The organism is Pseudomonas sp. St290 (assembly GCF_018325805.1).
GTDB lineage: Bacteria > Pseudomonadota > Gammaproteobacteria > Pseudomonadales > Pseudomonadaceae > Aquipseudomonas > Aquipseudomonas bijieensis.
Window position 1 is genome coordinate 5,546,084 of record NZ_AP014703.1, and the last position, 26,622, is coordinate 5,572,705.

The following is a 26,622-nucleotide window of genomic DNA, read 5'->3' on the forward strand; positions in this document are numbered from 1 at the left end:
GGCGGGGCCATGCGCGTTCTGATTATCGAAGACGAAGAAAAAACCGCGGACTACCTGCACCGCGGCCTGACCGAACAGGGCTACACCGTGGACGTGGCGCCGGACGGCATCGAGGGGCTGCACCTGGCCCTGGAAACCGACTATGCGGTGATCGTGCTCGACGTGATGCTGCCGGGCCTGGACGGCTTCGGCGTACTGCGGGCCTTGCGCGCCCGCAAGCAGACACCGGTGATCATGCTCACCGCCCGGGAACGGGTCGAGGACCGCATCAAGGGGCTGCGCGACGGTGCCGATGATTACCTGGGCAAGCCCTTCTCGTTCCTGGAACTGGTCGCTCGCCTGCAAGCCCTGACCCGCCGCAGCGGTGGTCATGAACCGGTGCAGGTGAGCATCGCCGACCTGTGGATCGACCTGATCAGCCGCAAGGCCACCCGTGCCGGCCAGCGCCTCGACCTGACGGCCAAGGAATTCTCCCTGCTCAGCGTCCTGGCCCGTCGCCAGGGCGAGATCCTGTCGAAAACCGCCATTGCCGAAATGGTCTGGGACATCAACTTCGACAGTGACGCCAACGTGGTGGAAGTGGCGATCAAACGCTTGCGGGCCAAGCTCGATGGGCCATTCGAGCAGAAACTGCTGCACACCATCCGCGGCATGGGCTATGTGCTGGAGAGTCGCAGTGATGAGCTTCCCTGACAGCATCGCCCTGCGCCTGAGCGCCATGTTCACGCTGGTGGCGGCGTTGGTGTTCCTGTTGATCGGGGGTGCCTTGTACCAACAGGTCGCCAAGGGCCTGGGGCTGCTGCCCGAAGCCGAACTCGATGCCCGCTACAGCGTCCTGGAGTCCACGGTCGGCCGCTACGGCACGCCTGAACACTGGGTGAAGATCAACAACAAGCTGCGATTGCTCGGTGAAGAAGACAAGCGCATCCATTTCTGGATCGTCAGTGACGATCCGCGCTTTGAATACGGCGATCCCGATGCGCAGATCCGTACCTTTGCCCAAGGCCCCCTGGGCAAACGCGACCTGACGTTGCCCCACCGGCACTACCCGATGAAAGTGCTGGTGAGCCAATTCCCGGCCAAGGACCTGCGCCCATCGCTACGCTTCATGATCGGCATCGACACCGAGACCTTCTACCAGACCCAGCATCGCCTGTTGGTGGCGCTGGTGAGCCTGGCGATCGTCGGTGTGATCCTGGCTTCATTGCTGGGCTACTGGGTCGCGCGTATCGGCCTCAAGCCGCTGATCAAGCTGTCCGATGAGGCTCGGCGCCTGGCCCCGCCCCGCCTGTCCGGACGCTTGCAGCTATCGCCCTTGCCGCCGGAGCTGAGCCAGTTCGTCAGTTCCTTCAACGCCACCCTCGACCGGGTCGAACAGGCTTACTCGCGCCTGGAATCGTTCAACGCCGACGTCGCCCATGAACTGCGCTCACCCCTGACCAACCTGATCGGCCAGACCCAAGTAGCCCTGACCCGCGGACGCTCGGCCGAGCATTACTTCGAAGTGTTGCAGTCAAACCTCGAAGAATTGGAACGGCTGCGCTCGATCATCAACGACATGCTGTTCCTGGCCAGCGCCGACCAGGGTAGCAAGGCCACCAAGCTGACCAGCACCTCCCTGGCCGGAGAAGTGGCGACCACCCTCGACTACCTGGACTTCATTCTCGAAGACGCCCAGGTCCGGGTCCGGGTCAGCGGCGACGCCCAGGCCAACATCGAGATCGCCCACCTGCGTCGAGCACTGATCAACCTGTTGAGCAACGCCGTACAACACACCGCGCCAGGGCAAGTGATCGACGTGCGCATCGAAGCCCTTGGCGACCAGATCTGCCTTGCCGTCACCAACCCCGGCGAACCGATTGCCGGCGAGCACCTGCCGCGCCTGTTCGAACGGTTCTATCGCGTCGACGCCTCGCGCAGCAACAGCGGCGCCAACCATGGGCTGGGATTGGCCATCGTCAAGGCGATTGCACTGATGCATGGTGGGGATGTGTTCGTGCACAGCGACCAGGGCGCCAACACGTTCGGGATCCGCTTGCCGGCCTGAAGCCCTCTATAGGATTCGATCTTTTCCCGAATTGAATGCTGGGCGAAAGCCAGCTCGATCAAAATCAACAGATCGCAACCTTCGGCAGCTCCCACCGGCTTATTGCACAAACACTGATTGCCCGCCTCCACCGATCCAAGCACAATCAGCAAAAGGCCAGCATCTGGTTCATTGCCGGTTTGCAATCCTTTGGGACGGATCCCAGCCACATGACAATGCAGACATCGGAACCATGAGCGCGCGCAGTGCGACACCCGGCAACACCCCGCTTTCCAGACGTTCAGAATGGGTACTCGTACTGGCCAGTTCGCTGGTTGTCATTGCCATCCTGGGTATCGTGACCTTCCTGCTGATTCGTGAACACGCCGCCGCCCAACAGGCAGCGACGCGTGCGGCGACCAATATCGTGCAACTGATCGATGCCGATGTGCTGCGCAACGTGGAGCTCTACGATCTGTCGCTGCAAGGTCTGGTCGCCGCCGCCAAGCGCGATGATCTGAAAGACGTTTCGCCAACGATTCGCCATCTGGCGCTGTTCGACCGCGCCACCGCCGCGCCCTACAAAGGCGACATCCTGCTGCTCGACAAACACGGCGATGTGATCGCTGACTCCGCCTCGATCGAACCGCGCAAAGGCAATTATGCCGATCGGGAGTATTTCCAATCCCATGTCCAGAACCCGAGCCTGGACATGATGATCAGCCGCCCGTTTCGGTCCAGGAGCCACGCGCAGGACTGGCGCATCAGTTTCAGCCGTCGGCTGAGCGATGAACGGGGTGAGTTCATAGGCGTGGCCGAGGCAGCAATGCGCTTGAACTACTTCAACCAATTGTTCAAGAGCCTGAACATCGGTCATGGCGGCACGGTCAATCTGGTCAGCCGAGACGGTATTCTCCTGGCGCAAGAACCGCCCTTGGCCGAAGACCTGACAGGCAAGGACTTCAGTAACCGACCGAACTTCGTACGCATCCTGCGCGAAGGCAATGGTAGTTTCACCAGCGTGTCTGGCCAGGACCAGACGACGCGCCTGTACACCTTTTCCCAAGTGGGCAACTTGCCGTTGATCGTGGTGGTCGCGCTCTCGACCCAGGAGGTCTTTGCTTCATGGCAACGTACAGCACTGCTGGTCAGCGGCGCTACCGGCGCACTGTGCATCGGTTTACTCTGGCTCACCTGGCTGCTGCGCCGTGAACTACGACGCCGCCACGCTGCGGAGCGGGAATTGGCCCAACTGGCGTCCGTCGACTCGCTAACAGGCCTGGCCAACCGCCGGGCCCTGGACGAAGCACTGCAACAGGAATGGCTACGGGCACAGCGCTCGGGCCAGCCGCTGTCGGTCATGATGATTGATGCCGATCACTTCAAGGCGTTCAATGATCGCCATGGGCACCAGGGCGGTGACGAGGCCTTGCGAACCCTCGCGCGGTTGATCAGCAGGCACGTCCGCCGACCGGCCGACCTGGCAGCGCGCTACGGCGGTGAGGAATTCTCGGTAGTACTGCCGGAAACCACCACCGCCGGCGCGTTCACCATGGCCCAGCACATCCGCGAGGCGGTGGAACAACTGCCACCGGCTATCGCCGGTGGCGCGCCCCTGACCGTCAGCATCGGCATCGCCACTTGGGTCCAAGGGCCGTATGGCGAACTCGAACAACTCCTGTTCGCCGCGGACAAGGCGTTGTACCAGGCCAAGGCCAGTGGGCGTAATCGCGTAGTTTGTGCGATGTAAAACCTGATCAAGGTAAGCACCGGCTTTCGCTTTGTTCAGCCCCCCCAGACGGTCGCCGGTTTGTTCGCGTGATAATCATAAAAACCCTGGAGCGTCCATGTATCGCCCTGGCGTTCAAACGCGGCGCGCCATGCGCCTCTGCCATGGCCTGGGTCTAGCCGAGCCATGTCATACCAGTAATACCTGTTGATTCTCTTGGTGGTCACCCTGCCGGCACGAATGTCGTCCATGATCTCCATGACTTTCGTCCTGGCGGTCTCGGTAAAGTTATCGTATGCCATCTGCGTTTCAGCCAGCAGGCTGGTGCCTACCGTGAACTTGTCCGGTGCGGGCGATGGCTCAGGTAAAACAGGGGTTGTGACGCTTGGCTGGGTCGCGGTCACGCGATGAGTTCGGGCCTGTGTAACAAGGTCGATGTCGAACGGCTCGTAGTTGGAGAGGGTACTCGTAAAATTTGTGATTTCTTCTTCGGTGATCAACATGACGTTTCGCCGCGTCTTGCCCCGATTGGCGATTATGTAAGGCACTCGATGGTTCCTTATCTCGGTCAGCAGCCCGGGTTTATGCCGGCGTTGCTTCTCCTCCCTGAGTGCATCGATCAGTTCGTTATAGTAGTCGGTCGAGGCCATGTAGTTGCGCTTGGCGGCTATTGCTTGCGGCTCATTTCCCGGGAATAGAGCGGTTGCCCTGGCCTCCATTTCACGCTCTACGGCCACTAACATTTCCCGGGTGTCTTTCGCTATTTTATCGATGGCTGCCCTCTTTTTCCCAGTCTTGGGGGTGATGGCCATGAAGACCGCGCCGGTAAGATTGTCCGTGATGATAGTCGTGTTCATCCGGATGGTGTCTTGGGTAAAGAACATGTTTTGATGAGCCAGTATCGTGTCATATATTTTTATTTTCTGGACGTCGGTAAGGGCTATGTTGGACACCTGTGCTTCGATGTCCATGCAACTCAGGACGACGATGCCCCAAGTGTTCATCTTGTCTAACAGCTTTCCATGGGCGGCTTTATGTCTAGCCATATTGCCCCATCCCCGACTCAAGTCTCGGATCTGTGAACGGTAAGTACTTATATCGGCTGCGCCTGTATCCGCCATGCTCTCGCTAAGGATGCGTTCGGCCAGCACCTCTGGCATCGAATTAAAAATGCCCTTTGCCGTGTTGATGGCCTCGGGGGAGGCGTTGCGATTCTTGACCAATACCCCCTCCACTAAAGCATTGCAGGTTCTCTGTTGCGGGGTCTCGGAGGGCCAACCGAGCAGGCTTTGTACCGCGCCACCACCGCGCAAGCGCTGGCGCTCTTCAACCCGCCATTCGCCCTTTTCCCACGTCACCGTGCGCTGGTTGGATCGGTTGTCTGGCGCGTAAATGATCCGCTCACCGCCCTGCACAGCTGTTTTGTAAAAACCCTGGTGCATCACCAGATACCCCTGCCCGCCGGCGTCCCTGTACCGGTTGCGCCCCTCGGGCACCAATCCCTTACCGTCAAACCCTCTGAGAACAAAGGGCTCCAACTCTGGATCGGGCATGCGAGGCAAGGACGATAGCATCGGGCGTGCCTGGCCCCGGCGCCCCGCGCGGGCCATGATCAAGTCCTGCCCGGCCTCGGCGATGATCTCGCCCAGCCCGCCAATAAAATCACTCGTCCACTGACGGAGGCTACCGCCCGCATCGTCTATGGCCGAAAGCGCGGCGCCGCCCAGCATTGTCGGCAGGATCGCGCGCCCCAAAAGGCCGCCCAGTTGGCCTACCGGGAACATCGACATCGCCCCCGTCAGCAGCGTGACGCCGTTTCGGCGCCCCTCCCGCGCGGACGCGCTATCGCGCTCGGCATTCGTCACGGTCAGCATGTCCGCCGTTTTAATCGCATGGGCTATTTGCGTTTCATGCAGCACGTTGAACAGATTCGCTTCAACCACGGGCGACGAAATTTTCATCGCGAAATCATTCTCTGCCCTGTCCTTTGCCCACCCGATCACGGACTGGGTGACTTGCTTTATCTTCTGCTCGAACGTCAGGTTTTCCGAGTTCGGTACCAGGCTGTCAAGCTGCTCGGCCTGCTCCTGCAATGGCAGATGCGAAATGAGCCAGCGGGTCATTTCCGAGGTGGCGGTGAGCGTCTGCGCCAGGGTCGTTTCCAATGCACGAGCGTTTTGCGCATCGACATCCCTGAAGTTTTTTCCGTCCGGCGCTCCCGGCGTGTACAGCGTCAGCGAGGGTCGGCTCGCCACCGTCTTCACCCCAAACGCCAGTACTTCCTTCAACACGCTATCGCCCCAGCACAACTGACGAACGACCACTTCGTGCCCGTTGACCTTACCGCGCCCCGCGGCCGTTGGGTTGTCCAGCGCCTCCAGCACCAGTTTCAGCCCGGTATTGTCGCGGTCGTGCCTCAAGTCGCCCGAGATATGGGCGGCCCATGCTTGGGCCCGCATTTGCTTCGCTTTCAGAGACATCCATTCTGCCTGGCGCTCCCGGGCTGCGAGCTGCAGCTCGGTCGCAAGCCGGGCACCGATATTGGCCCTCTCAATGACCTCTACAATCTGCGCAAAACTCAGCGGCCCTTCGACGGTAGGTTGAGGCGCATTGCGTTCGTCATCTGTCAGGTTCGACATCGCCCACTGCGTCATGGAGCGCCGATCATCGATAACCCCCCTCACGCTGCCTTGCGATATCCCGGAGCCAAACGGCGACCCGCCTGTGGGGGCGTGTGGGTCAATCAACTGCCTTCTGATATTCAGCGACACATCGTCCGGGTCGACCGGTGGGTATTTCTCCCTGATGAAACCAGCCAGCAGTGTGCGGGTCCGGTCGTGAAGGGCTTCAGGGGTGGCCAGCGTCACCGGGTCTGGTGGCGGTGTATCCGCCGTGGCGCTTTGCAGATCCTGCACCGCGCGCCACCAGGCCACGCGGTCGCTGCCGATAACGTTCGGGTTGCCGTGCAGCCAGGCGCCGAGTCTTTGCAGGTTAAGCCGTAGTTCGCGTTCGTCCATGGCGGCGGCCAGGTCCAGCCTGTGCTTGACGCTCGCCGCGGCATCCAGCCTCGCCACCCAGGCAGTGATGGTCTCTCCCGCTGCCGGGCCTCTAAGTAAAGCGTCGCTCACGGCTGTTTTCTGCGCCGTTCGCAGGTCCGTGACCAAACGGGCAAGAAAGTCCTCGGCGATGGGGACGATGTCCACCTCGTCCGACGCGTCATTGTCAGCTTTCAGGCTAGTCTTCAGCGCCGCCAGGTCGCCGTACACCTCCAGCGGCCTGCCCGGCCTGTACAACAGCGCGCCCCCCGGGTCGTCGAGACTGTCATGCTGCGTCAGTACCACGACGCCCGACACCAACACGTCGAACCCCCACCCTTCGGGGGTGATACTCAGGCTATACACCCCGGGCCGAACACGTTCCTCGAGCCAGGCGCGAGTCGCCGCGTCCAGTGCCGCCAGCGCACCCTCGGTAATCGCCTTGTGCATTGGCAGGCTCAGCGTTCGATCCAGCCGGTGAAGATCCGCTTGTGCCTTGAGCTGCGCACCGAACTCATAGGCCAGCCAATCGCTGACAGGGGTGTCCTGGCTGCGGTCGGGCGGTCGGTCCCAGAAGTCATCCAGCGCCCGCACCAACAGTCGTTCATATGACCCTGGGGTGATGCCGATCAGTCGCTTGATTTGCTCCTTGGCGTCACGGCTGTTCAGGACGGCCGGCCGATCGGTGACGCTGTCTTTTTCGACGACGATGTCGATGTTGCCCAATTCGAGAAAGAACTCGCGAGCACTCATTTGGCCGGCGACCGCGCGCCAGAACAGCGTGTCGAGGGGGACGGTTTCCACTGCCGTGCGTGTTAACGCTGGCCCATCGGCTGTGTGCTCGGAGTTGGCGCCGCCCTGCAGCCGGCACACGCGTATTTCTTTTACCGTCACCTTGTCCGTGAGCGCGGGGAAGGTTCTCGTGAACCAATAGTCCAGATGCCGCGCCGCCACCTTCGAGACGCGTGGAACGGCGTCGTTCAAGTGGATCATCTGCTGCTGCGAAGCATGGAGTCGGCTTAGCAGCAGGGCGATAGCGGTGTGTAAGGGGATATTCTCCAGCATGTTCTCTTCCTGAGGGGGTTTGGAAGGAACAACGTAGTGAAGGAATACTGGGACAGGGTGGTACATATATACCGCACGTGGCGGTATCACTCCCCTTGCCACAGAAAGCGTTCTCGCCCAGCACGATGCTTACCCAAGAAACAGCCATAAAAAAAGGCCACCCAAAGGCAGCCCTTAAAAAACTAGAGAGGTTTTTTTGCTTACACAGCCGCTACAGGGCGCATGTAAGAGATTGGTGCGGTACTGGCATCTTCAAACGTCACGACTTCCCAAGCATCTTTCTGCTCAATCAACTTGCGCAGCAGCTGGTTGTTCAGTGCGTGGCCGGACTTGAAGCCCTTGAACTCACCAATCAGGCTATTGCCCAGCAGGTAGAGGTCGCCGATTGCATCGAGGATCTTGTGCTTGACGAATTCGTCTTCATAACGAAGGCCGTCTTCGTTCAGTACACCATCGGAATCGACCACGATCGCGTTTTCAACACTGCCGCCGAGTGCGAGGTTGTGCTTGCGCAGGTACTCGATGTCACTCATGAAACCAAAGGTACGGGCGCGGCTGACTTCTTTTACGAACGAAGTGCTGGAAAAATCCACGCTTGCACTCTGGGTGCGGTCACGGAAAACCGGGTGATCGAAATCGATCTCGAAGCTCACCTTGAAACCTTCGAAAGGGACGAAAGTGGCGCGCTTGTCGCCGTCTTCCACTGTCACTTCCCGCAGGATGCGGATGAACTTCTTGGCCGCGTCCTGCTCTTCCAGGCCAGCCGATTGAATCAGGAATACGAAGGGTCCGGCACTGCCATCCATGATCGGGACTTCGGACGCGGAGAGCTCGACGTAGGCGTTATCGATGCCCAGGCCAGCCATGGCCGAGAGCAAATGCTCCACCGTGTCCACTTTGGTGTCACCGTTGACCAACGTGGTCGACATAGTGGTTTCACCAACGTTTTCCGCGCGAGCAGGAATCTGCACCACAGGGTCGAGGTCGGCACGACAAAACACGATGCCGGTATCGACAGGCGCGGGCTTGAGGGTCAGATAGACCTTCTCGCCGGAGTGCAAGCCGACACCTGTGGCACGGATAATATTCTTCAGGGTGCGTTGTTTAATCATGGCATGGGCCGCTTCAGCGCAAATTGCGAACTGGTATCAACAAAGGCTGGCGATGATAGCAGACCAGACCTTTGCTGAACACCAATCACCCGTATCCCCCTGATACATTTCATCAATCGGCCTGACGACGCAGGAATGCCGGGATGTCCAGGTAATCCAGATCGTCTTGCGGATTCATCTTCGCGGCAGTCGCAGCACCGGCCTGGGCCTGGTTGCGCATGACGGTCGGACGGTCCAGGTCACGGTAGTTCACAGCCGGTTGTTCCTGACGAGCGGCCGCTTGTTGCTGTGGCTGGGAGGCCATGGTGGTTTGAACGGTGTTGTCGATCACCTTCATCGGCTTCTCGATTTTCGCGCCCAGACCGGTGGCAACTACAGTCACGTGCAGCTCGTCACGCATGTCAGGATCGATCACGGTGCCGACCTTGACCATCGCGTGGTCGGAAGCGAACGCCTCGATGATACTACCCACGTCGGAGTACTCGCCCAGGGACAGGTCGGGACCGGCAGTGATGTTCACCAGGATGCCACGAGCGCCCTGCAGGTTCACATCTTCGAGCAGCGGGTTGCGGATGGCCGCTTCGGTGGCTTCACGAGCACGGTTCGGACCGCTGGCGCAGCCAGTGCCCATCATCGCCATGCCCATTTCGGACATCACGGTGCGTACGTCGGCGAAGTCGACGTTGATCATGCCTGGACGCTTGATGATGTCGGAGATACCGCGAACGGCACCGGCCAGTACGTCATCGGCCTTGGCGAAAGCCGACAAGAGGCTTGCGTCTTTACCCAGGATGGTCAGCAGCTTCTCGTTGGGGATGGTGATCAACGAGTCGACGCTTTCGCTCAGCGCGCGGATGCCTTCGTCGGCGATCTGCATGCGCTTGCGGCCTTCGAACGGGAACGGACGGGTCACCACCGCAACGGTGAGGATCCCCATTTCCTTGGCCACTTCGGCAATGATCGGAGCAGCACCGGTACCGGTACCGCCGCCCATGCCAGTGGTGATGAACACCATGTTGGTGCCGGCCAGGACTTCAGCGATGCGCTCGCGGTCTTCCAGGGCAGCCTGACGGCCAACCTCGGGATTCGCGCCGGCACCCAGGCCCTTGGTCACGCCGGTACCCAGTTGCAGGATGGTCCGCGCGCCGATGTTTTTCAGCGCTTGAGCATCGGTGTTGGCGCAAATGAATTCGACGCCTTCGATGTTGCTCTTGACCATGTGGTTGACAGCGTTGCCGCCGCCACCGCCGACACCGATTACTTTGATAACCGGGCTAGCGGGGATGTTGTCTACGAGTTCGAACATTTTCCCTCTCCTTTCATTCTCTAGTTTTTTCGCCTACTGCGTTTGCCGCGTCTTCCAGCGCCAAGCCTGAAACTTGTCGCTTGAAGCTTTGAAACTGTTTAAAAGTTGCCTTTGACCCAAGCCTGGAGCCGCTCGAACAGCGGTGCCTTCGGCTCGTCGTTGCTGTAGCTGTCACGGCTGCCGATGCCCGAGAAGGAAATCCCGTCGGACTGCTTCTGCAGGCCGTACATCAACAGGCCCACGCCGGTGGAATAGATCGGATTGCGAACCACGTCATCCAGGCCCTTGACGCCATGGGGCACGCCCAGGCGCACCGGCATGTGGAAGATCTCTTCGGCCAGTTCGACCGCGCCTTCCATCTTCGAGGTACCGCCGGTCAGGACGATGCCGGCCGGGATCAGGTCTTCGTAGCCGCTGCGGCGCAATTCGGCCTGGATCAGCGTGAACAGCTCGTCGTAACGCGGCTCGACCACTTCGGCCAGGGCCTGGCGCGACAGTTCGCGCGGTGGGCGGTCGCCGACGCTTGGCACCTTGATGGTTTCACCGGCACCGGCGAGTTTCGCCAGGGCGCAGGCGTAGCGGATCTTGATTTCCTCGGCGTACTGGGTCGGGGTGCGCAACGCCATCGCGATGTCGTTGGTCACCTGGTCGCCGGCAATCGGGATCACCGCCGTATGACGGATGGCGCCTTCGGTGAAGATCGCGATGTCGGTGGTGCCGCCGCCGATGTCCACCAGGCACACGCCCAGCTCTTTCTCGTCGTCGGTCAGCACCGAGTAGGCCGAAGCCAGTTGCTCGAGGATGATGTCGTCGATTTCCAGGCCGCAGCGGCGCACACATTTCTCGATGTTCTGCGCAGCGTTCACCGCACAGGTCACCACGTGGACCTTGGCTTCCAGGCGAACGCCAGACATGCCCAAGGGCTCGCGCACGCCTTCCTGGTTATCGATCACGTAATCCTGCGGCAGGGTGTGCAACACCCGCTGGTCGGCCGGGATCGCCACGGCCTGGGCCGCGTCGAGCACGCGCTCGAGGTCGGCGGAGCTGACTTCGCGATCACGGATCGCCACGATGCCGTGGGAGTTCAGGCTGCGGATGTGATTGCCTGCCACGCCGACAAACGCCGAGTGGATCCGGCAACCGGCCATCAACTGCGCCTCTTCGATGGCGCGCTGGATCGATTGCACGGTGGACTCGATGTTCACCACCACGCCTTTTTTCAAGCCGCGGGACGGGTGTGTACCGATCCCGACGATGACCAGCGTGCCGTCGTCCGCGACTTCGCCTACCAGCGCCACCACCTTGGAAGTGCCGATATCCAGACCGACGATCATTTTCCCGCTTTGCACGTTTGCCATGGTCCTGCCTCTTCTTAATTCTTCGCGACGGCGGGTACGGCCGTCGTCGGCGCTACAGGTTCCCGCCAGCCAACAGCCAGGCCGTTGGCGTAGCGCAGATCGATGCGCGCAATGTTCGTAATCTGTTCTTTGAGCGTCTTGTCATAGATGGCAATGAAGCGGCGCATCTTTTCCACCAGGTTGCCGCGACCGAGCAACAGCTCGATGCCCGGCCCCGAGCTGCCCGCGCCAGTGGTCAGGAACCAGCTGCCGCGCTCACGCAATTCCAGGCGCGCGATGGAGAAGCCCAGTGGCCGCAACATCTGACTCAACACCTGGTACTGCTGCATCACTTGCTGCTGGGCCCGCTGTGGGCCGAACAGTTGTGGCAAATGTTCATAGTTGGCCAGTTCCCGCGGCGTAAACGCCTGGCCCTGGTTGTTCAACAACGACTCGTCGCCCCATCGGGCCACCGGCAGTTGCTCTTCCAGACGGATCGACACCTGGTCGGGCCATACCCGGCGGACTTCGGCGTGGGCGATCCAGGGCATCTGCTCCAGCTCCGTGCGCATGCCCGCCAGGTCGATGGTGAAGAAGCTCGAGGCCACGAACGGGGCGATCCGCTGCTGCACCGCCTGCTGGCTGATGTAGCTCAGGTCGCCCTGGACGTTGATCCGGGCAATCGGCCGGTCGGCGTAAGGCAACAGCCGTTGGGCGCCTTCATAAGTACCGAACCCCAACGCCACCAGCAGCACCGGCCAGAACAGGCTCTTGAGAAAGCCAAAGTTGGCTTTCGGCAGACGCGCCGACATCGGCTCCTTGGCCACCATTCGGCTGGCACCCCGCGGCACCGGCTTGCGACCGGGTGCGGATGGCTGATGACGAAGCGATGCGCCTTGCATGGCTTAACCTCTTGGCTCTTGTTGGCCGACACTGGCGGCCAGGATCGACAGCACCAGTTGCTGGAAATCCAGGCCAGCGGCCCGGGCCGCCATCGGTACCAGGCTGTGATCGGTCATGCCGGGAGCGGTGTTGACTTCCAGGAACCAGAACTGCCCATCGGCGTCCTGCATCACGTCTGCCCGGCCCCAGCCGGCAATACCCAGCGCCTCACAGGCCTTGGCCGTGAGGTCCATCAGTTCTTTTTCCTTGGCGGCGTCCAGCCCGCAGGGAATGCGGTACTGGGTATCGTTGGCGACGTACTTGGCGTCGTAGTCGTAGAACGTGTGCGGGGTGCCCAGCGCAATCGGGGGCAACACCTGGTCACGCAGGGTGGCGATGGTGAACTCGGGACCGGTGATCCATTGTTCGACCAACACTTGCGAATCGTAGGAACTGGCGTCTTTCCATGCCGCGGTCAACTCAGGCAGCGAATTCACTTTCGCCATGCCGATACTTGAACCTTCATGGGCCGGTTTGACGATCAAAGGGAAGCCCAGTTCCGTGGCCGCCGAAATACAATCGGCCTCGGACGCCAGCACGGCGTGACGCGGCGTCGGAATGCCGAGGCTGTGCCAGACCTGCTTGGTACGCAGTTTGTCCATCGCCAGGGCGGAAGCCAGGATGCCGCTACCGGTGTAGGGAATGCCCAGGCATTCGAGCAGGCCTTGCATGCTGCCGTCTTCGCCACCGCGACCGTGCAGGATGATGAACGCACGGTCGATCTTTTCGTTCAGCAGGCGCTGCAGGAAATCGTCGCCCACATCGATGCCGAATGCGTCGACACCAGCACTTTGCAAGGCTTGCAGCACGGCGTTGCCGGACTTGAGGGACACCTCGCGCTCGGCGCTCTTGCCACCGAACAGCACGGCCACGCGACCGAAGGCTTTCGGATCGAGGGTCGAGACCAGGTTAGCGTAGGCAGCAGTCATTTCAGTTTCCCCGCGCTGGAAGCCACGATGGCCCCGGCGAATAACGGACTGTTCAACAGTTTCGGGGCCAGGCCACCGATATCGCCGGCACCCTGGCACAGCAGGATGTCGCCGGCGCGCAGCAGCGGCTTGACCAGCGGCGCGAGGTCCACGCCGCGTTCGATGTAGATCGGGTCCAACTGACCGCGCTGGCGAATGCTGTGGCACAGCTGGCGGCTGTCGGCACCCGGGATTGGCTCTTCACCGGCCGGGTAGACTTCCATCAACAGCAGCACGTTGGCGTCGGCCAGTACCTGGACGAAATCGTCATACAGGTCGCGGGTGCGGCTGTAGCGGTGCGGCTGGTAGACCATCACCAGGCGGCGCTCCGGCCAGCCACCGCGTACGGCCTTGATCACCGCGGCGACTTCGGTCGGGTGATGGCCGTAGTCGTCCACCAGCATCACGTTGCCGCCGTCCACCGGCAGTTCGCCGTAGACCTGGAAACGCCGGCCCACGCCCTGGAAGCCGGACAGCCCCTGGACGATGGCTTCATCGCTGACGCCTTCGTCGGTGGCGATGCAGATGGTGGCCAAGGCGTTGAGCACGTTGTGGTTGCCGGGCATGTTCACCGACACATCCAGCGGCTCGCGATCAGGGCGCAGCACGGTGAAGAACGTCTGCATGCCCTGCTGGCGCACATTGATGGCGCGTACGTCGGCCTCTTCACCAAAACCGTAGGTCACGGTCGGACGCTTGATCAGCGGCAGGATTTCGCGCACCACCGGGTCGTCCAGGCACACCACCGCCAAACCGTAGAACGGCAGGTTGTGCAGGAACTCGACGAAGGTTTTCTTCAGCTTGTTGAAGTCACCGTCGTAGGTCGCCATGTGGTCGGCGTCGATGTTGGTCACCACGGCCACCAGCGGTTGCAGGTGCAGGAAGCTCGCGTCGCTCTCGTCGGCTTCCGCGATCAGGTAGCGGCTGGTGCCCAACTGGGCATTGGTGCCCGCGGCATTCAGCCGCCCACCGATCACGAACGTCGGGTCCAGGCCACCGGCGGCGAACACCGAAGCGATCAGACTGGTGGTGGTGGTCTTGCCGTGGGTACCGGCGACGGCGATGCCGTGGCGATAACGCATCAGCTCGGCGAGCATCTCGGCCCGTGGCACCACGGGGATGCGGCGTTCCAGGGCGGTGGCGACTTCCGGGTTGGAGGTGTTCACGGCACTGGAAACCACCAGCACGTCGGCATTGGCGGCGTTCTCGGCACGGTGGCCGATAAAGATCTGCGCGCCGAAGGATTCCAGACGCTCGGTCACCGGGGACGCTTTCAGGTCGGAACCGGAGACTTCATAGCCCAGGTTCAACAGCACTTCGGCGATCCCGCACATGCCCACGCCGCCGATTCCGACGAAGTGGATGCGGCGGATACGGCGCATTTCCGGTTGTGGCATGGCTTTGCGATTCTCAACCATGGGCCACCTCCAGGCAGGTATCGACCACTTGGGCCGTGGCATCGGGTTTGGCCAGGCGGCGTGCGGCGCGGGCCATCTCTTCAAGTCGTTGCGGCTGCATCAAAACCTCTGTCAGGCGGGCGGCAAGATCCGCGGCGCCAGTCGTTCTTTGCGGCATCAGGAAGGCAGCGCCTTCACGGGCCAAATAATCGGCGTTACGGGTCTGGTGATCGTCGATCGCGTGGGGCAAAGGCACCAGCATCGAGGGCAGACCGGCGGCAGCCAGTTCACTGATGGTCAACGCGCCTGCGCGGCAGACCACCAGGTCGGCCCAGCCATAGGCTTGGGCCATGTCTTTGATGAAAGGCTGCACCTGCGCCTCGACGCCGGCAGCGCGGTAGCGCTCTGCGGTCACTTCATCGTGGTTCTTGCCGGCCTGGTGAAACACTTCCGGACGCAGTTCGGGGGCGACCTGCGACAGGGCTTCAGGCAGCAATTTGTTCAACGGTTCTGCCCCCAGGCTTCCGCCCAGGACCAGCAAACGCGCCTTGCGTCCAGCCAGGGCCGGACGCGGTGTATCGAAAAACAGCTCGGTACGCACCGGATTACCGGTGGTACGGCGGCTGCCCGACAGGGTAAAGGTGTCGGGAAAGGCTTCACAGACCCGGGCGGCCAACGGCACCAGTAACCGATTGGCGGTACCGGCCACGGCGTTTTGTTCGTGAACGATCACCGGCACACCGGCCAATTTCGCCGCGACACCGCCAGGACCGGTCACATAACCACCGAACCCGACCACACACACGGGCCGCAACCGACGGATGATCGCCCGCGCCTGCCAGATCGACTTGAGCAGCATCAGCGGTGCCTTGAGCAACGACAGCTTGCCTTTGCCGCGCAGGCCACTGGCGTCGATCCGGTGCAGTTCGAGGCCGGCACCTGGCACCAGTTCGTTCTCGATCCCCCGTGGCGTGCCCAGCCAGTGCACGGTATAGCCGCGCGCCTGGAACTCCCGGGCACAGGCCAGCGCCGGGAAGACATGCCCGCCGGTACCGCCCGCCATGATCAGCACGTTAGCGCCCATGAGTCGGCTCCTCGGCGAAGTCGCTCTCCTGGAATTCCATCTCTTCGCTGCCCAAATGGGTTCGACTCTCCCATTCGATACGCAACAACAAGCCGAGACAGGCGCAGCAGATCACCAGGGAGCTGCCGCCATAACTGAGGAACGGCAACGTCAGGCCCTTGGTCGGCAACAGGCCGACGTTCACGCCAATGTTGATCAGGAACTGGCCGATCCACAGGAACGACAAGCCATACGCCACGTACGCGGCAAAAAACTGCTTGGCCTTCTCGGCCCACAAGCCGATGTACATACCGCGCACGCAGACGAACACGAACAGCGCCACGGTGCACAGCGAGCCCACGACGCCCAGCTCTTCGGCCAGCACCGAGAACACGAAGTCGGTGTGCGCTTCGGGCAGGTAGAACTGCTTTTGCACGCTGTTGCCCAGGCCCACGCCCAGCCATTCGCCACGACCGAAGGCGATCAGCGCCTGGGTCAATTGATAGCCGGAACCGAACTGGTCGGCCCACGGGTCGGTAAAGGTGATCAAACGCGCCATCCGATACGGTTGCGCCTGGACCAGCACGGTCACTGCCGCCACCGCCAGCGCCACCATCAGGGTGAAACGGAACAGCCCGACGCCACCCAAAAACAGCATCGCCGCCGCCGCGCCCATCATCACCACCGTGGCGCCGAAGTCCGGCTCCATCAGCAGCAGGCCCGCCATCGGCAGCAACACGATGAACGGCTTGAAGAACCCCATCCAGCTCTCGCGCACTTCTTTCTGGCGACGCACCAGGTAACCGGCCAGGTAGATCACCACGAAGACCTTGGCGATCTCCGAAGGCTGAACGTTGAAGAAGCTGAAGCCGATCCAGCGCATCGAACCGTTGACCTCGCGGCCGATCCCCGGCAACAGCACCATCACCAACAGGCCGAAGGCACCGAGCAGCATCATCCAGCCCAGGCGCTGCCAGGTGGCGATCGGCACCATCATGGTGACGATGCACGCGCCCAAGCCGATCACCAGGTAAATCAGGTGGCGGATCATGTGGTAAAGCGTATTGCCCGACTGCACCGCGGCCACTTCCGACGATGCGGACGTGATCATCACCAGGCCCAGGCCCAGCAATGCCAGGCAACCGGCGAGCATCGGGAAATCCAGGTCGATGCCACGCCCGGTGATCAATGGCGACGGGTACGGCTTGATGATGTTCATCAGGCTCATGCCAAGTCCTCCGCCGCCCGGGCGAACAACTGCCCGCGCTCTTCGTAGTTCTTGAACATGTCGAAACTGGCGCAGGCCGGCGACAACAGCACCGCGTCGCCCGGTTGCGCGAGGGCGCGGCACTGTTGCACCGCTTCATCCAGCGAAGCGACGCGCACCAGCGGCACGGCATCGCCAAGCGCCTGGGCGATCAACTCGCGGTCGCGGCCCATCAGCACCACGGCACGGCAGTTGGCCGCCACCGGATCGCGCAGATCCTTGAAGTCGGCACCCTTGCCGTCGCCACCGGCGATCAGCACCAGTTTGCCTTCGATGTCCGCGCCCAGCCCTTCGATGGCCGCCAGCGCGGCACCCACGTTAGTGGCCTTGGAATCGTTGTACCAGGCCACGCCATCGAGGTCGCGCACCCACTGGCAACGATGTTCGAGACCGGCAAAAGTACGCAGCGCCGAGAGCATGGCGTCGAACGGCAGACCGACCGCATGTCCCAAGGCCAGGGCCGCCAGGGCATTGGCCTGATTGTGGGCGCCGCGAATCTTCAGCTCGCGCACCGGCATCAGGTTCTGGAATTCGAAGGCAAGGTATTTCTCGCCATTCTCTTCGCGCAGCCCGAAACCTTTGAAATCCGGAACACCCAGGCCGAAGGACCAGCATGGCATGCCCTCGCCCAACAGCGGTCGGGTCAGGGCGTCCTGACGGTTGAACACCACTTGCCGGGCGCCACGGAAGATCCGGTGCTTGGCCAGGTGATAAGCCGGCAGGCCGCTGTAGCGGTCCATGTGGTCTTCGCTGATGTTGAGCACGGTCGCCACTTCGGCACCCAGATGGTCAGTGGTTTCCAGCTGGAAGCTCGACAGCTCCATCACGTACAGCTCGACGTCGTCACTGAGCAGGTCCAGTGCCGGGGTACCGAGGTTGCCGCCCACGGCGACACGCTTGCCAGCTGCCGCGGCCATCTCGCCCACCAGGGTGGTGACGGTGCTCTTGGCATTGGAACCGCTGATGGCGACGATCGGCGCCTTGGCGTTACGCGCGAACAGCTCGATGTCGCCGGACAGTTTCACGCCACGGGCAGCCGCCGCCTGCAGGGCCGGAGTCGCCAGGGCCAGGCCGGGGCTCACGTAGAGCTCATCGGCGCGGCACAGGAATTCGACATCCAGCTCGCCACAACGCACGTCCACCTGGGGATAGTCACGGCGCAGCGTGGCCAGCTCAGGCGGATTCTCCCGCGTATCGGCCACGGCAAACGACACGCCCCGGTTCGCCAGGAAGCGAACCAGGGACATGCCGCTCTTGCCGAGGCCGACAACGATGCGGAAGTGGTCAGAAGCGATCAGGGACACTCGTTCTACCTCAGCTTCAGGGTGGCAAGGCCGATCAGCACCAGGATCACGGTGATGATCCAGAAACGGACGATCACACGCGGCTCGGGCCAGCCCTTGAGTTCAAAGTGGTGGTGGATCGGCGCCATGCGGAATACGCGGCGGCCGGTCAATTTAAAGGAAGCAACCTGAATGACGACTGACAGGGTCTCCATCACGAACACACCGCCCATGATGAACAGGACGATTTCCTGGCGAACGATGACCGCGATGGTGCCCAGGGCCGCGCCCAGCGCCAACGCGCCGACGTCGCCCATGAAGACCTGCGCCGGGTAGGTGTTGAACCACAGGAAGCCCAGGCCGGCACCGATCAGCGCACCGCAGAACACGATCAGCTCGCCCGCCCCCGGTACATAAGGGATCAGCAGGTATTCGGCGAACTTCACGTTACCCGACAGGTAGCAGAAGATCCCCAGCGCACCGCCGACCATCACCGTCGGCATGATCGCCAGGCCATCGAGGCCGTCGGTGAGGTTGACCGCGTTGCTCGAACCGACGATCACCAGGTAGGTCAACACGACGAAACCGGCGCCCAGCGGGATGCTGTAATCCTTGAGCATCGGCAGGATCAGGGTGGTTTCCACCGGCGAGGCGGCGGTCATATAAAGGAAGATCGCCGCGCCGAGGCCGAACACCGACTGCCAGAAGTATTTCCAGCGGCTTGGCAGGCCACGGGAGTTCTTCTCGATGACCTTGCGATAGTCGTCGACCCAACCGATGGCGCCGAACAGCAGGGTCACCAACAGCACGACCCAGACGTAACGGTTCGCCAGGTCGGCCCAGAGCACGGTACTGATGCCAATGGACGACAGGATCAGCGCGCCGCCCATGGTCGGGGTGCCGGATTTGGACAGGTGCGACTGCGGGCCGTCGTTACGCACCGACTGGCCGATTTGCAGGTTCTGCAGGGTGCGGATCATCCACGGGCCCAGGAACAGCGACAACGACAGCGCGGTCAGCACACCCAGGATCCCGCGCAGGGTCAGGTACTGGAAGACCGCGAAGCCTTTGTGGAACTGTTGCAGGTACTCCGCTAGCAGCAGCAGCATTAATGTTTCTCCATACGGGTGCCGCACAGCGCCGCGACGACGTTTTCCATCGCTGCACTGCGTGAGCCCTTGATCAATAAGGTGGTGTTCGGGTCTTGCTCGGCGCCCAGGGCCTGGATCAGCTCGGCCTGAGTGGTGAAATGCTGTGCGTGTTCGCCAAACGCCGCGACCGCGTGGGCCATCATCGGGCCGACCGCATACAGCGCATCGACTTTGCCGCGCGCATAGGCACCGACATCGTGATGGCCCTGTTGCGCCCACTCGCCCAGTTCGCCGATATCCCCCAGCACCAGCACGGTACGGCCGGAGAAACCAGCAAGGATATCCACCGCCGCGCACATGGACGTCGGGTTGGCGTTGTAGGTGTCGTCGATCACGCGCATGCCGTTGCTGGCCAGTTGCGCGACGGAGCGCCCCTTGACCGGCTGCACGGCGTTCAACCCGGCGATGATGCCTGGCAGCGACACGCCCAGGGCATGGGCGGCGGCGGCGGCGGCCAGGGCATTGGCCACATTATGGGTGCCGAGCAGATTCAACTGGACCCGCTCGGCGCCGTCGGGGCTGTGCAGGTTGAAAGCCGGGCAACCACGGGCATCGCGGTCCAGGTCGCTGGCGTAGAAATTCGCGGCGAGGTTGCTCAGGGCGAAGGTCAACACCTTGCGCTCACCCGCCCGGGTCTTCCAGATTTCAAAGGCCTTGTCGTCGAGATTCAGCACGGCGACGCCATCGGCATCCAGCCCTTCGATGATCTCGCCCTTGGCCTCGACGATTTTTTCCGGGCCGCCGAACTCGCCGACATGGGCGGTCCCGGCGTTGTTGAGTACCGCCACATGGGGCTTGGTCATGGCCACGGTGTAGGCAATCTCACCCAGCCGCGAAGCCCCCAGTTCAATGACCGCTGCGCTATGCTCCGGCGCCAGTTCCAGCAGGGTCAGCGGCACGCCGAGGTCGTTGTTCAGGTTGCCACGGGTCGCCAGCACCGGACCGCGGGTGCGCAGAATGCTGGCAAGCATTTCCTTGACCGTGGTCTTGCCGCTGGAGCCGGTGATGGCCGCGACCGGATTGCCAAACGCCGCGCGGTTCAGCGCACCGAGCTGGCCCAGGGCCTGGCGGGTGTCGTTGACCAACAACTGCGGCAACGTGCTGTTGGTCACTTCCCGCTCGACCAACGCCGCGACCGCACCTTTGCCCGCGACCTCGTTCAAGTAATCGTGACCATCGAAGCGCGGCCCGGCCAGGGCGACAAACAGTTGTCCCGGGGCGATGGCGCGACTGTCGATGCTGACGCCATCGAAGGAAGCGTCCGCAGCAAGCAGGCGCCCATTCAGGGCGTTGGTCAGTTCGCTGAGTTTCAGGGCCTTAAGCATGGGCCACCTCCCATGCGGTCAGGGCGTGATCGGCTTCCACCAGATCGGAGAAAGCATGGCGTTCGCCGTTGATTTCCTGATAGTCCTCGTGGCCCTTGCCGGCCAGGACGATGACGTCGTCCGCCGAAGCGCTGGCAATCAACTGGGCGATGGCCTGGCCGCGACCGGCCACGAAGGTGACGTTATCCACCGCCGAGAAGCCGGCACGGATGTCGTCGAAAATCCGCAGTGGGTCTTCGGTACGTGGATTGTCATCGGTGACCAACACACCGTCGGCCAGCCGCTCGACCACCTCGGCCATCAACGGGCGCTTGCCGCGATCACGATCGCCGCCGCAGCCAAACAGGCACAGCAACTTGCCTTTGGCGTGAGGCCGCAGGGCCATCAAGACTTTTTCCAGGGCATCGGGGGTATGGGCGTAGTCGACCACCACCAGCGGTTGCGTTCCGCCACCCAAGCGCTGCATGCGACCGGCCGGGCCTTCGAGCTTCGGCAAGACCTTGAGGATTTCGTCCAACGCGTAGTCCAGGCCGAGCAAGGCGCCGATGGCGGCCAATACGTTGCTCAGGTTGAAGCGCCCCAGCAAGGTGCTGCGCAGATGATGCTCGCCTTGGGGCGTGACCAGCGTGGCGCGAACACCTTCGTCAGTGAACTGCGCCTGGCGTACATAAAGGTAGGCGCTGGCATCTTCCAGGCTGTAGGTAATCAACCGGGACTCGCGCTTTTCGGCAGCCAATTGCCGACCGAACTCGTCATCGAGGTTGATGACCCGGCATTTCAAATCATTCCAGGCGAACAGCTTGGCCTTGGCTTCGCCGTAGGCCTGCATGGTGCCGTGGTAATCCAGGTGATCCCGGGACAGGTTGGTCAACACCGCGACATCGAATGCCAGCGCGGTCACACGGCCCTGGTCCAGGCCATGGGATGAGACTTCCATCGCAATGGCCTTGGCACCGGCCTTCTTCAAGTCCGCCAGGGTCGCTTGTACGGCAATCGGGTTCGGCGTGGTGTGCAGGCCACTTTCCAGTGCGCCATGGAAACCGTTGCCCAGGGTCCCGACAATGCCGCAATGCTGGCCGAGCAGGTCCAGGGCCTGGGCCACCAGTTGGGTGACGCTGGTCTTGCCGTTGGTACCGGTCACGCCAATCAGGTTCAGGTGACGGCTCGGGTCGCCATAGAAACGCCCGGCGATGTCCGACAGCTGTGCCGCCAGGCCCTTGACTGGAATCAGCGGAACGTCAGTGATCGGCAGCACGGTCGCGCCTTGCACTTCATAAGCCACGGCCGCCGCACCGCGCTTGAGGGCATCGGCGATGTGGGCGCGACCATCGAAACGCGCGCCCGGCACCGCCAGGAACAGGTCTCCGGCACGTACATTGCGGCTATCCAGGGCCAACTCGCGAATCAACAGATCGTGACCGGCATGGGCAAAAATCTTGTTCAGGCTCAGGGACATCAGCCACGCCCTCCTTCGGCTTTCAAGGGAACGACCGGTGCGGTGTTGGCCTGCTGGGTCGGCGGCAGGTTATCCGGGGTAATGTTCATCAGGCGCAGGGTGCCGGACATCACTTTGCTGAACACCGGTGCCGAAACCAGGCCACCGAAGTAGCCCGCCTTGCTCGGTTCATCAATGACCACGACGATGGCGTAGCGCGGGTCGCTCATCGGGCCGAAACCGGCAAACAGCGAACGGTAGGAGTTCTCGGCGTAGCCTTTGGTACCCACGGAGGTCTTGCGCGCGGTACCCGATTTACCTGCCACATGATAAGCCGGCACTTGGGCGCGGTAGACGCCGCGTGGCGCCTCGATCACCTGTTGCAGCATGCCCTGCATGGTCTTGGCGACGTTCTCCGGGATCACCTGGGTGGTCTGCGGTGCCTTGTCGGTTTTGATCAGCGTCAGCGGAGCGATACGGCCATTGTTGGCCAGCGCGGAAAATGCGTGGACCAGTTGGATCGCCGTCACGGAAACACCGTAGCCGTAGGACAGGGTGGCCGTTTCAGCCTTGCGCCAGTCGCGGTAGTTCGGCAGGTTGCCGACACGCTCGCCCGGGAAGCCCAGGCCGGTGTCCTGGCCGAGGCCGATCTTCTGGGCCAGGCGATAAATCGTCTCGCCGCCGATATCGAAGGCGATCTTGCTCATGCCGACGTTACTGGAATTGATCAGGATGCCGGTCAGGTCGAGCACCGGGCCTTCGGTCTTGGACACGTCACGAATAGTGTACTTGCCGATCTGCAAGGTGCCCGGATACACCTCGACGGTGTCGCTCGGTTTCCAGCGCCCGGTTTCCAGGGCTGCAGCCATGGACACGGCTTTCATGGTCGAGCCCGGCTCGAACACGTCGATCATCGCGCGGTTGCGCATCATCGCAGGTTGCAGGTTGCGGCGGTTGTTCGGGTTATAGGTCGGCTGGTTGACCATGGCCAGGATCTCGCCGGTCTTCACATCCATGATCACCAGGCTGCCGGCCTTGGCACCGTTCTCTACGATGGCATTGCGCAGTTCACGGTTGGCCAGGTATTGCAGGCGCAGGTCAATGGACAACGCCAAGGGCTTTCCGGCCTTGGCGTTTTTTGTAACCTGGACATCCTTGATCAGCCGTCCGCGCCGGTCCTTGATGACCTGGCGCTTGCCGGCGACCCCGGCGAGCCATTCGTCATAGGCCAGTTCGACACCTTCCCGACCTCGATCATCGATGTCGGTGAACCCGACCATGTGGGCCGTGACTTCACCGGCCGGGTAGAAACGCCGGAACTCTTCGATGCCGTAGACGCCCGGCACTTTAAGGTCGAGCACGCTCTGGCCCTGCTCGGGGGTCAACCCGCGCACCAGATAGATGAATTCCTTGTTGGCCTGAGCTTCGAGGCGCTCGGCCAGGGCCTTGGGATCCTGCCCGAGAGCGGCGGCCAGTGCCGGCCATTTTTCCTTGGCCAGTTGCATTTCCTTGGCGTTGGCCCACAGGGTGGTCACCGGGGTACTCACGGCCAGGGGTTCGCCATTGCGGTCGGTGATCAGGCCACGGTGAGCCGGGATCGGAATGTGCCGCACGCTGCGGGCATCGCCCTGCCCCTTGAGGAAATCACGGTCGACGACCTGCAGGTCGATGATGCGCCACGAAATCGCCGCCACCATGATCCCGAGCAGGCCCAAAACCAGACGAAACCGCCACGGGAACAGCGCCCCTTCGAGTTTCATCATGGCGCCACCATCTGCACTTCGGCGGCGCCGGGAATGCGCATTTTCAGTTGTTCGGTGGCCAATACTTCGATGCGGCTATGGGCGGTCCAGGTGCTCTGCTCCAGGATCAACCGGCCCCACTCGGCCTGCGCTTTATCGCGCACGCTCAGTTCGTTGTAGAGGGTATTGAGCAACTGCCGGTTCCAGTGCGCGCTATAGGACACGGCGATGGCCGACACGAGCACGCCGATAAACAGCAGCAGCATGAAAAAGCTGCCGCCGGGCAGGGGCTTGGCGAAGAGCTTGCTCACCGCAACTTCTCCGCGACACGCATGACGGCGCTACGGGCGCGTGGGTTGGCCTTGAGCTCGGCTTCGGAAGCGAACTGCGCTTTGCCATGGATCTTGATTTTCGGCACGAAGGCTTCGAAACGCACCGGCAGGTTGCGCGGCAGGTTATCGGCTTCGCCCTTGGTGAGTTTGCGCATGAACAGCTTGACGATGCGGTCTTCCAGGGAATGGAAGCTGATCACTACCAGCCGACCGCCGATCTCCAGTGCCTCAAGCGCCGCTTCGAGTCCGACTTCCAGATCGCCCAGCTCGTTATTGACGTGGATACGCAAGCCCTGGAAAGCACGGGTCGCCGGGTTCTTGCCCTTCTCCCAGGCCGGGTTGGCGACTTTCAGTACTTCGGCCAGATCGCCGGTGCGCTCGAAAGGCTTGATGTCGCGACGCTCGACCACGGCACGGGCCATACGGCCGGAGAAACGCTCCTCACCGTATTCCTTGAAGACACGGGCGATTTCTTCCACCGGGGCAGTGTTGACGAATTCGGCGGCGCTGATGCCACGGGACGGGTCCATGCGCATATCCAGCGGGCCGTCATTGAGGAAACTGAAGCCGCGCTCCGGGTCATCCAGTTGTGGCGAAGACACGCCCAGGTCGAGCAGCACGCCACTGACCTTGCCGGCCAGGCCACGCTCGGCGACTTCCGAACCCAACTCGGCAAAGCTGCGCTGCACAACGACAAAGCGGCCGTCTTCGGCCGCCAGCGCTTGCCCGGTGGCAATCGCTTGAGGATCCTTGTCGAATCCAAGCAACCGGCCGCCCGGCCCCAGCTTGCTGAGAATCAACCGGCTGTGCCCGCCACGTCCGAACGTGCCGTCCAGATAGCAGCCATCAGGACGTACGGCGAGAGCCTCGACGGCTTCGTCAAGCAGTACGGTGATGTGGTTAAAGCCGCTATCAATAGTCACAGGATCAAATCACGCAGTTCATCAGGCATGGCGCCCGGTTGTTGAATAGCAGCGAGGTCGGCGGCAGAAACCGCATTCCAGGCATCTTCGTCCCACAGCTGGAACTTGTTCAGTTGGCCCACCAGCATCGCGCGCTTGTCCAACTTGGCGTATTCGCGCAGGCGCGGCGGCACCAGGAAACGACCGCTGCCATCGAGCTCGAGGTCGACGGCATTACCAATCAGCAAGCGTTGCAGGCGACGGTTTTCTTCACGCAGCGAAGGCAGTGCGCGCAGTTTGGTTTCGATGATTTCCCACTCATCCAGAGGGTAAACACACAAACATGGATCAACAGCGTCGATCGTGACGATTAACTGCCCCGAACTTCGCGAAACGAGCTCGTCACGATACCGGCTCGGCATGGCGAGACGGCCTTTTGCATCGAGACTGATAGCGTTAGCTCCGCGAAACACGTCAGCGTTTCTCCACTTTTTGGCGTTTTACCTTCAAAAAAACCCACTTCATGCCACTTTCCGCCACTTGCGCACACTATAGGAATGCGCCCACCGCACCGTCAAGGCGCGGATTGAAGGAAAAGCCTTATAGATCGGAGATTTAGGAGCGTTTCAGGAGGGGTAACAAGAATCTGACGTAGGAAATTTCGCCTCAACCCGAGGAAGCACAGGAGGCTGCGCGCACAAGTTAAAGTGATTTGTTAAGAGTAAGATTTTTTTGGTATTAGGAACTGCGTCTGCCAGTGATTCCGGCAGGGAGGGAAAAGGTGGAGAGTCGATCTGTAAGCCGGGTTCTGTCTTGAACAGTCATTCGTCTACGATGGCCATCACTGGACATCTTTAGCAACCTACCCGGTCCCAGCGCGGGCCACGCCTTGGGACCCTATTTGGTCTTGCTCCAAGTGGGGTTTACCTAGCCACGAACTGTTGCCAGACGTGCGGTGCGCTCTTACCGCACCTTTTCACCCTTACCGGCGCCGAAGCGCTTAGGCGGTTATTTTCTGTGGCACTTTCCGTAGGCTCACGCCTCCCAGGCATTACCTGGCACTTCGCCCTATGGAGCCCGGACTTTCCTCCCCCCCCTAATTCTCATAGAGGGCAGCGACTGTCCAATCGACTCTCCGCCGCGAAGGTTAACGGTAGAGCGCCCGAAGAACAAGCGCTAAAAGCCTTGGGCCAGCCCCATATCCC

The 26,622-nt window shown here is 61.8% G+C and carries 20 protein-coding genes and 1 other RNA gene; 3 read left to right on the top strand and 18 right to left on the bottom strand.

What is annotated here, in order from left to right:
- Window positions 1–9: 9 nt before the first annotated feature.
- The 3 genes from PBDP_RS24190 (at window position 10) to PBDP_RS24200 (ending at window position 3,776) form a co-directional block, all read left to right on the top strand.
- A complete protein-coding gene (locus tag PBDP_RS24190; RefSeq protein ID WP_109754802.1) occupies window positions 10–693 on the top strand; it encodes a heavy metal response regulator transcription factor in 684 nt (227 codons plus the stop codon).
- Window positions 680–2,047 carry a heavy metal sensor histidine kinase gene (locus PBDP_RS24195; protein WP_163856831.1) on the top strand — a complete coding sequence of 456 codons (1,368 nt, stop codon included), beginning with the start codon at window positions 680–682 and terminating at the stop codon, window positions 2,045–2,047. The genes PBDP_RS24190 and PBDP_RS24195 overlap by 14 nt, the downstream gene beginning before the upstream one ends.
- Window positions 2,048–2,279: 232 nt before the next feature.
- Window positions 2,280–3,776, top strand: coding sequence for a sensor domain-containing diguanylate cyclase (locus tag PBDP_RS24200; protein ID WP_212801424.1), 1,497 nt, complete (start codon window positions 2,280–2,282; stop codon window positions 3,774–3,776).
- A gap of 35 nt (window positions 3,777–3,811) precedes the next feature.
- Here the strand turns inward: PBDP_RS24200 and PBDP_RS24205 are convergent, their stop codons facing one another.
- The 18 genes from PBDP_RS24205 to rnpB all read right to left on the bottom strand — a co-directional run bounded on the left by PBDP_RS24205 (window position 3,812) and on the right by rnpB (window position 26,552).
- On the bottom strand, window positions 3,812–7,855 hold the full coding sequence (locus tag PBDP_RS24205) for a dermonecrotic toxin domain-containing protein (protein WP_212801425.1): 4,044 nt from the start codon (window positions 7,853–7,855) through the stop codon (window positions 3,812–3,814).
- 200 nt (window positions 7,856–8,055) lie between these two features.
- Window positions 8,056–8,967, bottom strand: a complete 912-nt coding sequence (lpxC, locus tag PBDP_RS24210; RefSeq protein WP_030139673.1) for a UDP-3-O-acyl-N-acetylglucosamine deacetylase — start codon at window positions 8,965–8,967, stop codon at window positions 8,056–8,058.
- Window positions 8,968–9,079: 112 nt separating this feature from the next.
- Entirely contained in the window at window positions 9,080–10,273 is a 1,194-nt protein-coding gene (gene ftsZ / locus PBDP_RS24215) for a cell division protein FtsZ (RefSeq protein ID WP_109754807.1), read from the bottom strand.
- A gap of 98 nt (window positions 10,274–10,371) precedes the next feature.
- Window positions 10,372–11,631 (bottom strand): cell division protein FtsA, encoded by a 1,260-nt coding sequence (gene ftsA, locus PBDP_RS24220; protein ID WP_003178237.1) that lies wholly within the window; start codon window positions 11,629–11,631, stop codon window positions 10,372–10,374.
- A gap of 14 nt (window positions 11,632–11,645) precedes the next feature.
- Window positions 11,646–12,512 (bottom strand): cell division protein FtsQ/DivIB, encoded by an 867-nt coding sequence (locus tag PBDP_RS24225; RefSeq protein ID WP_030139675.1) that lies wholly within the window; start codon window positions 12,510–12,512, stop codon window positions 11,646–11,648.
- Between the two features lie 3 nt (window positions 12,513–12,515).
- Entirely contained in the window at window positions 12,516–13,481 is a 966-nt protein-coding gene (locus PBDP_RS24230) for a D-alanine--D-alanine ligase (protein ID WP_109754808.1), read from the bottom strand.
- Window positions 13,478–14,938, bottom strand: coding sequence for a UDP-N-acetylmuramate--L-alanine ligase (murC, locus tag PBDP_RS24235; protein WP_109754809.1), 1,461 nt, complete (start codon window positions 14,936–14,938; stop codon window positions 13,478–13,480). The genes PBDP_RS24230 and murC overlap by 4 nt, the downstream gene beginning before the upstream one ends.
- Complete coding sequence (gene murG / locus PBDP_RS24240; protein ID WP_109754810.1) at window positions 14,931–16,001, bottom strand: undecaprenyldiphospho-muramoylpentapeptide beta-N-acetylglucosaminyltransferase; 1,071 nt, start codon at window positions 15,999–16,001, stop codon at window positions 14,931–14,933. Before murG ends, murC begins: the two co-directional genes overlap by 8 nt.
- The gene (ftsW, locus tag PBDP_RS24245) at window positions 15,991–17,208 is read right to left on the bottom strand and encodes a putative lipid II flippase FtsW (protein ID WP_109754811.1); all 1,218 of its coding nucleotides are present in this window, start codon (window positions 17,206–17,208) and stop codon (window positions 15,991–15,993) included. The genes murG and ftsW overlap by 11 nt, the downstream gene beginning before the upstream one ends.
- Window positions 17,205–18,551: a UDP-N-acetylmuramoyl-L-alanine--D-glutamate ligase gene (gene murD / locus PBDP_RS24250; RefSeq protein WP_116833398.1), complete on the bottom strand. Its 1,347-nt coding sequence runs from the start codon at window positions 18,549–18,551 to the stop codon at window positions 17,205–17,207. Before murD ends, ftsW begins: the two co-directional genes overlap by 4 nt.
- A gap of 5 nt (window positions 18,552–18,556) precedes the next feature.
- Window positions 18,557–19,639 (bottom strand): phospho-N-acetylmuramoyl-pentapeptide-transferase, encoded by a 1,083-nt coding sequence (gene mraY / locus PBDP_RS24255; RefSeq protein ID WP_109754813.1) that lies wholly within the window; start codon window positions 19,637–19,639, stop codon window positions 18,557–18,559.
- Complete coding sequence (locus PBDP_RS24260; protein ID WP_116833399.1) at window positions 19,639–21,006, bottom strand: UDP-N-acetylmuramoyl-tripeptide--D-alanyl-D-alanine ligase; 1,368 nt, start codon at window positions 21,004–21,006, stop codon at window positions 19,639–19,641. The genes mraY and PBDP_RS24260 overlap by 1 nt, the downstream gene beginning before the upstream one ends.
- Window positions 20,999–22,462 (bottom strand): UDP-N-acetylmuramoyl-L-alanyl-D-glutamate--2,6-diaminopimelate ligase, encoded by a 1,464-nt coding sequence (locus PBDP_RS24265; protein WP_109754815.1) that lies wholly within the window; start codon window positions 22,460–22,462, stop codon window positions 20,999–21,001. Before PBDP_RS24265 ends, PBDP_RS24260 begins: the two co-directional genes overlap by 8 nt.
- The gene (locus PBDP_RS24270) at window positions 22,462–24,201 is read right to left on the bottom strand and encodes a peptidoglycan D,D-transpeptidase FtsI family protein (RefSeq protein ID WP_162893922.1); all 1,740 of its coding nucleotides are present in this window, start codon (window positions 24,199–24,201) and stop codon (window positions 22,462–22,464) included. Before PBDP_RS24270 ends, PBDP_RS24265 begins: the two co-directional genes overlap by 1 nt.
- A complete protein-coding gene (ftsL, locus tag PBDP_RS24275; RefSeq protein WP_003178214.1) occupies window positions 24,201–24,494 on the bottom strand; it encodes a cell division protein FtsL in 294 nt (97 codons plus the stop codon). The genes PBDP_RS24270 and ftsL overlap by 1 nt, the downstream gene beginning before the upstream one ends.
- Window positions 24,491–25,438 carry a 16S rRNA (cytosine(1402)-N(4))-methyltransferase RsmH gene (gene rsmH / locus PBDP_RS24280; protein WP_162893864.1) on the bottom strand — a complete coding sequence of 316 codons (948 nt, stop codon included), beginning with the start codon at window positions 25,436–25,438 and terminating at the stop codon, window positions 24,491–24,493. The genes ftsL and rsmH overlap by 4 nt, the downstream gene beginning before the upstream one ends.
- Complete coding sequence (gene mraZ / locus PBDP_RS24285) at window positions 25,435–25,890, bottom strand: division/cell wall cluster transcriptional repressor MraZ (RefSeq protein WP_003205355.1); 456 nt, start codon at window positions 25,888–25,890, stop codon at window positions 25,435–25,437. The genes rsmH and mraZ overlap by 4 nt, the downstream gene beginning before the upstream one ends.
- Window positions 25,891–26,198: 308 nt before the next feature.
- Window positions 26,199–26,552, bottom strand: an RNA gene (rnpB, locus tag PBDP_RS24290) — RNase P RNA component class A.
- Window positions 26,553–26,622: the final 70 nt, after the last annotated feature.

Bases quoted from the DNA above. Each gene is read 5' to 3' on its own strand.
- murG (WP_109754810.1), bottom strand. From the start codon at position 16,001: ATGGGCGCTAACGTGCTGATCATGGCGGGCGGTACCGGCGGGCATGTC.
- PBDP_RS24195 (WP_163856831.1), top strand. From the start codon at position 680: ATGAGCTTCCCTGACAGCATCGCCCTGCGCCTGAGCGCCATGTTCACG.
- PBDP_RS24190 (WP_109754802.1), top strand. From the start codon at position 10: ATGCGCGTTCTGATTATCGAAGACGAAGAAAAAACCGCGGACTACCTG.
- PBDP_RS24225 (WP_030139675.1), bottom strand. From the start codon at position 12,512: ATGCAAGGCGCATCGCTTCGTCATCAGCCATCCGCACCCGGTCGCAAG.
- murC (WP_109754809.1), bottom strand. From the start codon at position 14,938: ATGGTTGAGAATCGCAAAGCCATGCCACAACCGGAAATGCGCCGTATC.
- PBDP_RS24270 (WP_162893922.1), bottom strand. From the start codon at position 24,201: ATGAAACTCGAAGGGGCGCTGTTCCCGTGGCGGTTTCGTCTGGTTTTG.
- PBDP_RS24205 (WP_212801425.1), bottom strand. From the start codon at position 7,855: ATGCTGGAGAATATCCCCTTACACACCGCTATCGCCCTGCTGCTAAGC.
- ftsW (WP_109754811.1), bottom strand. From the start codon at position 17,208: ATGAGCCTGATGAACATCATCAAGCCGTACCCGTCGCCATTGATCACC.
- PBDP_RS24230 (WP_109754808.1), bottom strand. From the start codon at position 13,481: ATGACTGCTGCCTACGCTAACCTGGTCTCGACCCTCGATCCGAAAGCC.
- PBDP_RS24260 (WP_116833399.1), bottom strand. From the start codon at position 21,006: ATGCTTAAGGCCCTGAAACTCAGCGAACTGACCAACGCCCTGAATGGG.
- PBDP_RS24200 (WP_212801424.1), top strand. From the start codon at position 2,280: ATGAGCGCGCGCAGTGCGACACCCGGCAACACCCCGCTTTCCAGACGT.
- PBDP_RS24265 (WP_109754815.1), bottom strand. From the start codon at position 22,462: ATGTCCCTGAGCCTGAACAAGATTTTTGCCCATGCCGGTCACGATCTG.
- ftsZ (WP_109754807.1), bottom strand. From the start codon at position 10,273: ATGTTCGAACTCGTAGACAACATCCCCGCTAGCCCGGTTATCAAAGTA.
- mraY (WP_109754813.1), bottom strand. From the start codon at position 19,639: ATGCTGCTGCTGCTAGCGGAGTACCTGCAACAGTTCCACAAAGGCTTC.
- lpxC (WP_030139673.1), bottom strand. From the start codon at position 8,967: ATGATTAAACAACGCACCCTGAAGAATATTATCCGTGCCACAGGTGTC.
- ftsA (WP_003178237.1), bottom strand. From the start codon at position 11,631: ATGGCAAACGTGCAAAGCGGGAAAATGATCGTCGGTCTGGATATCGGC.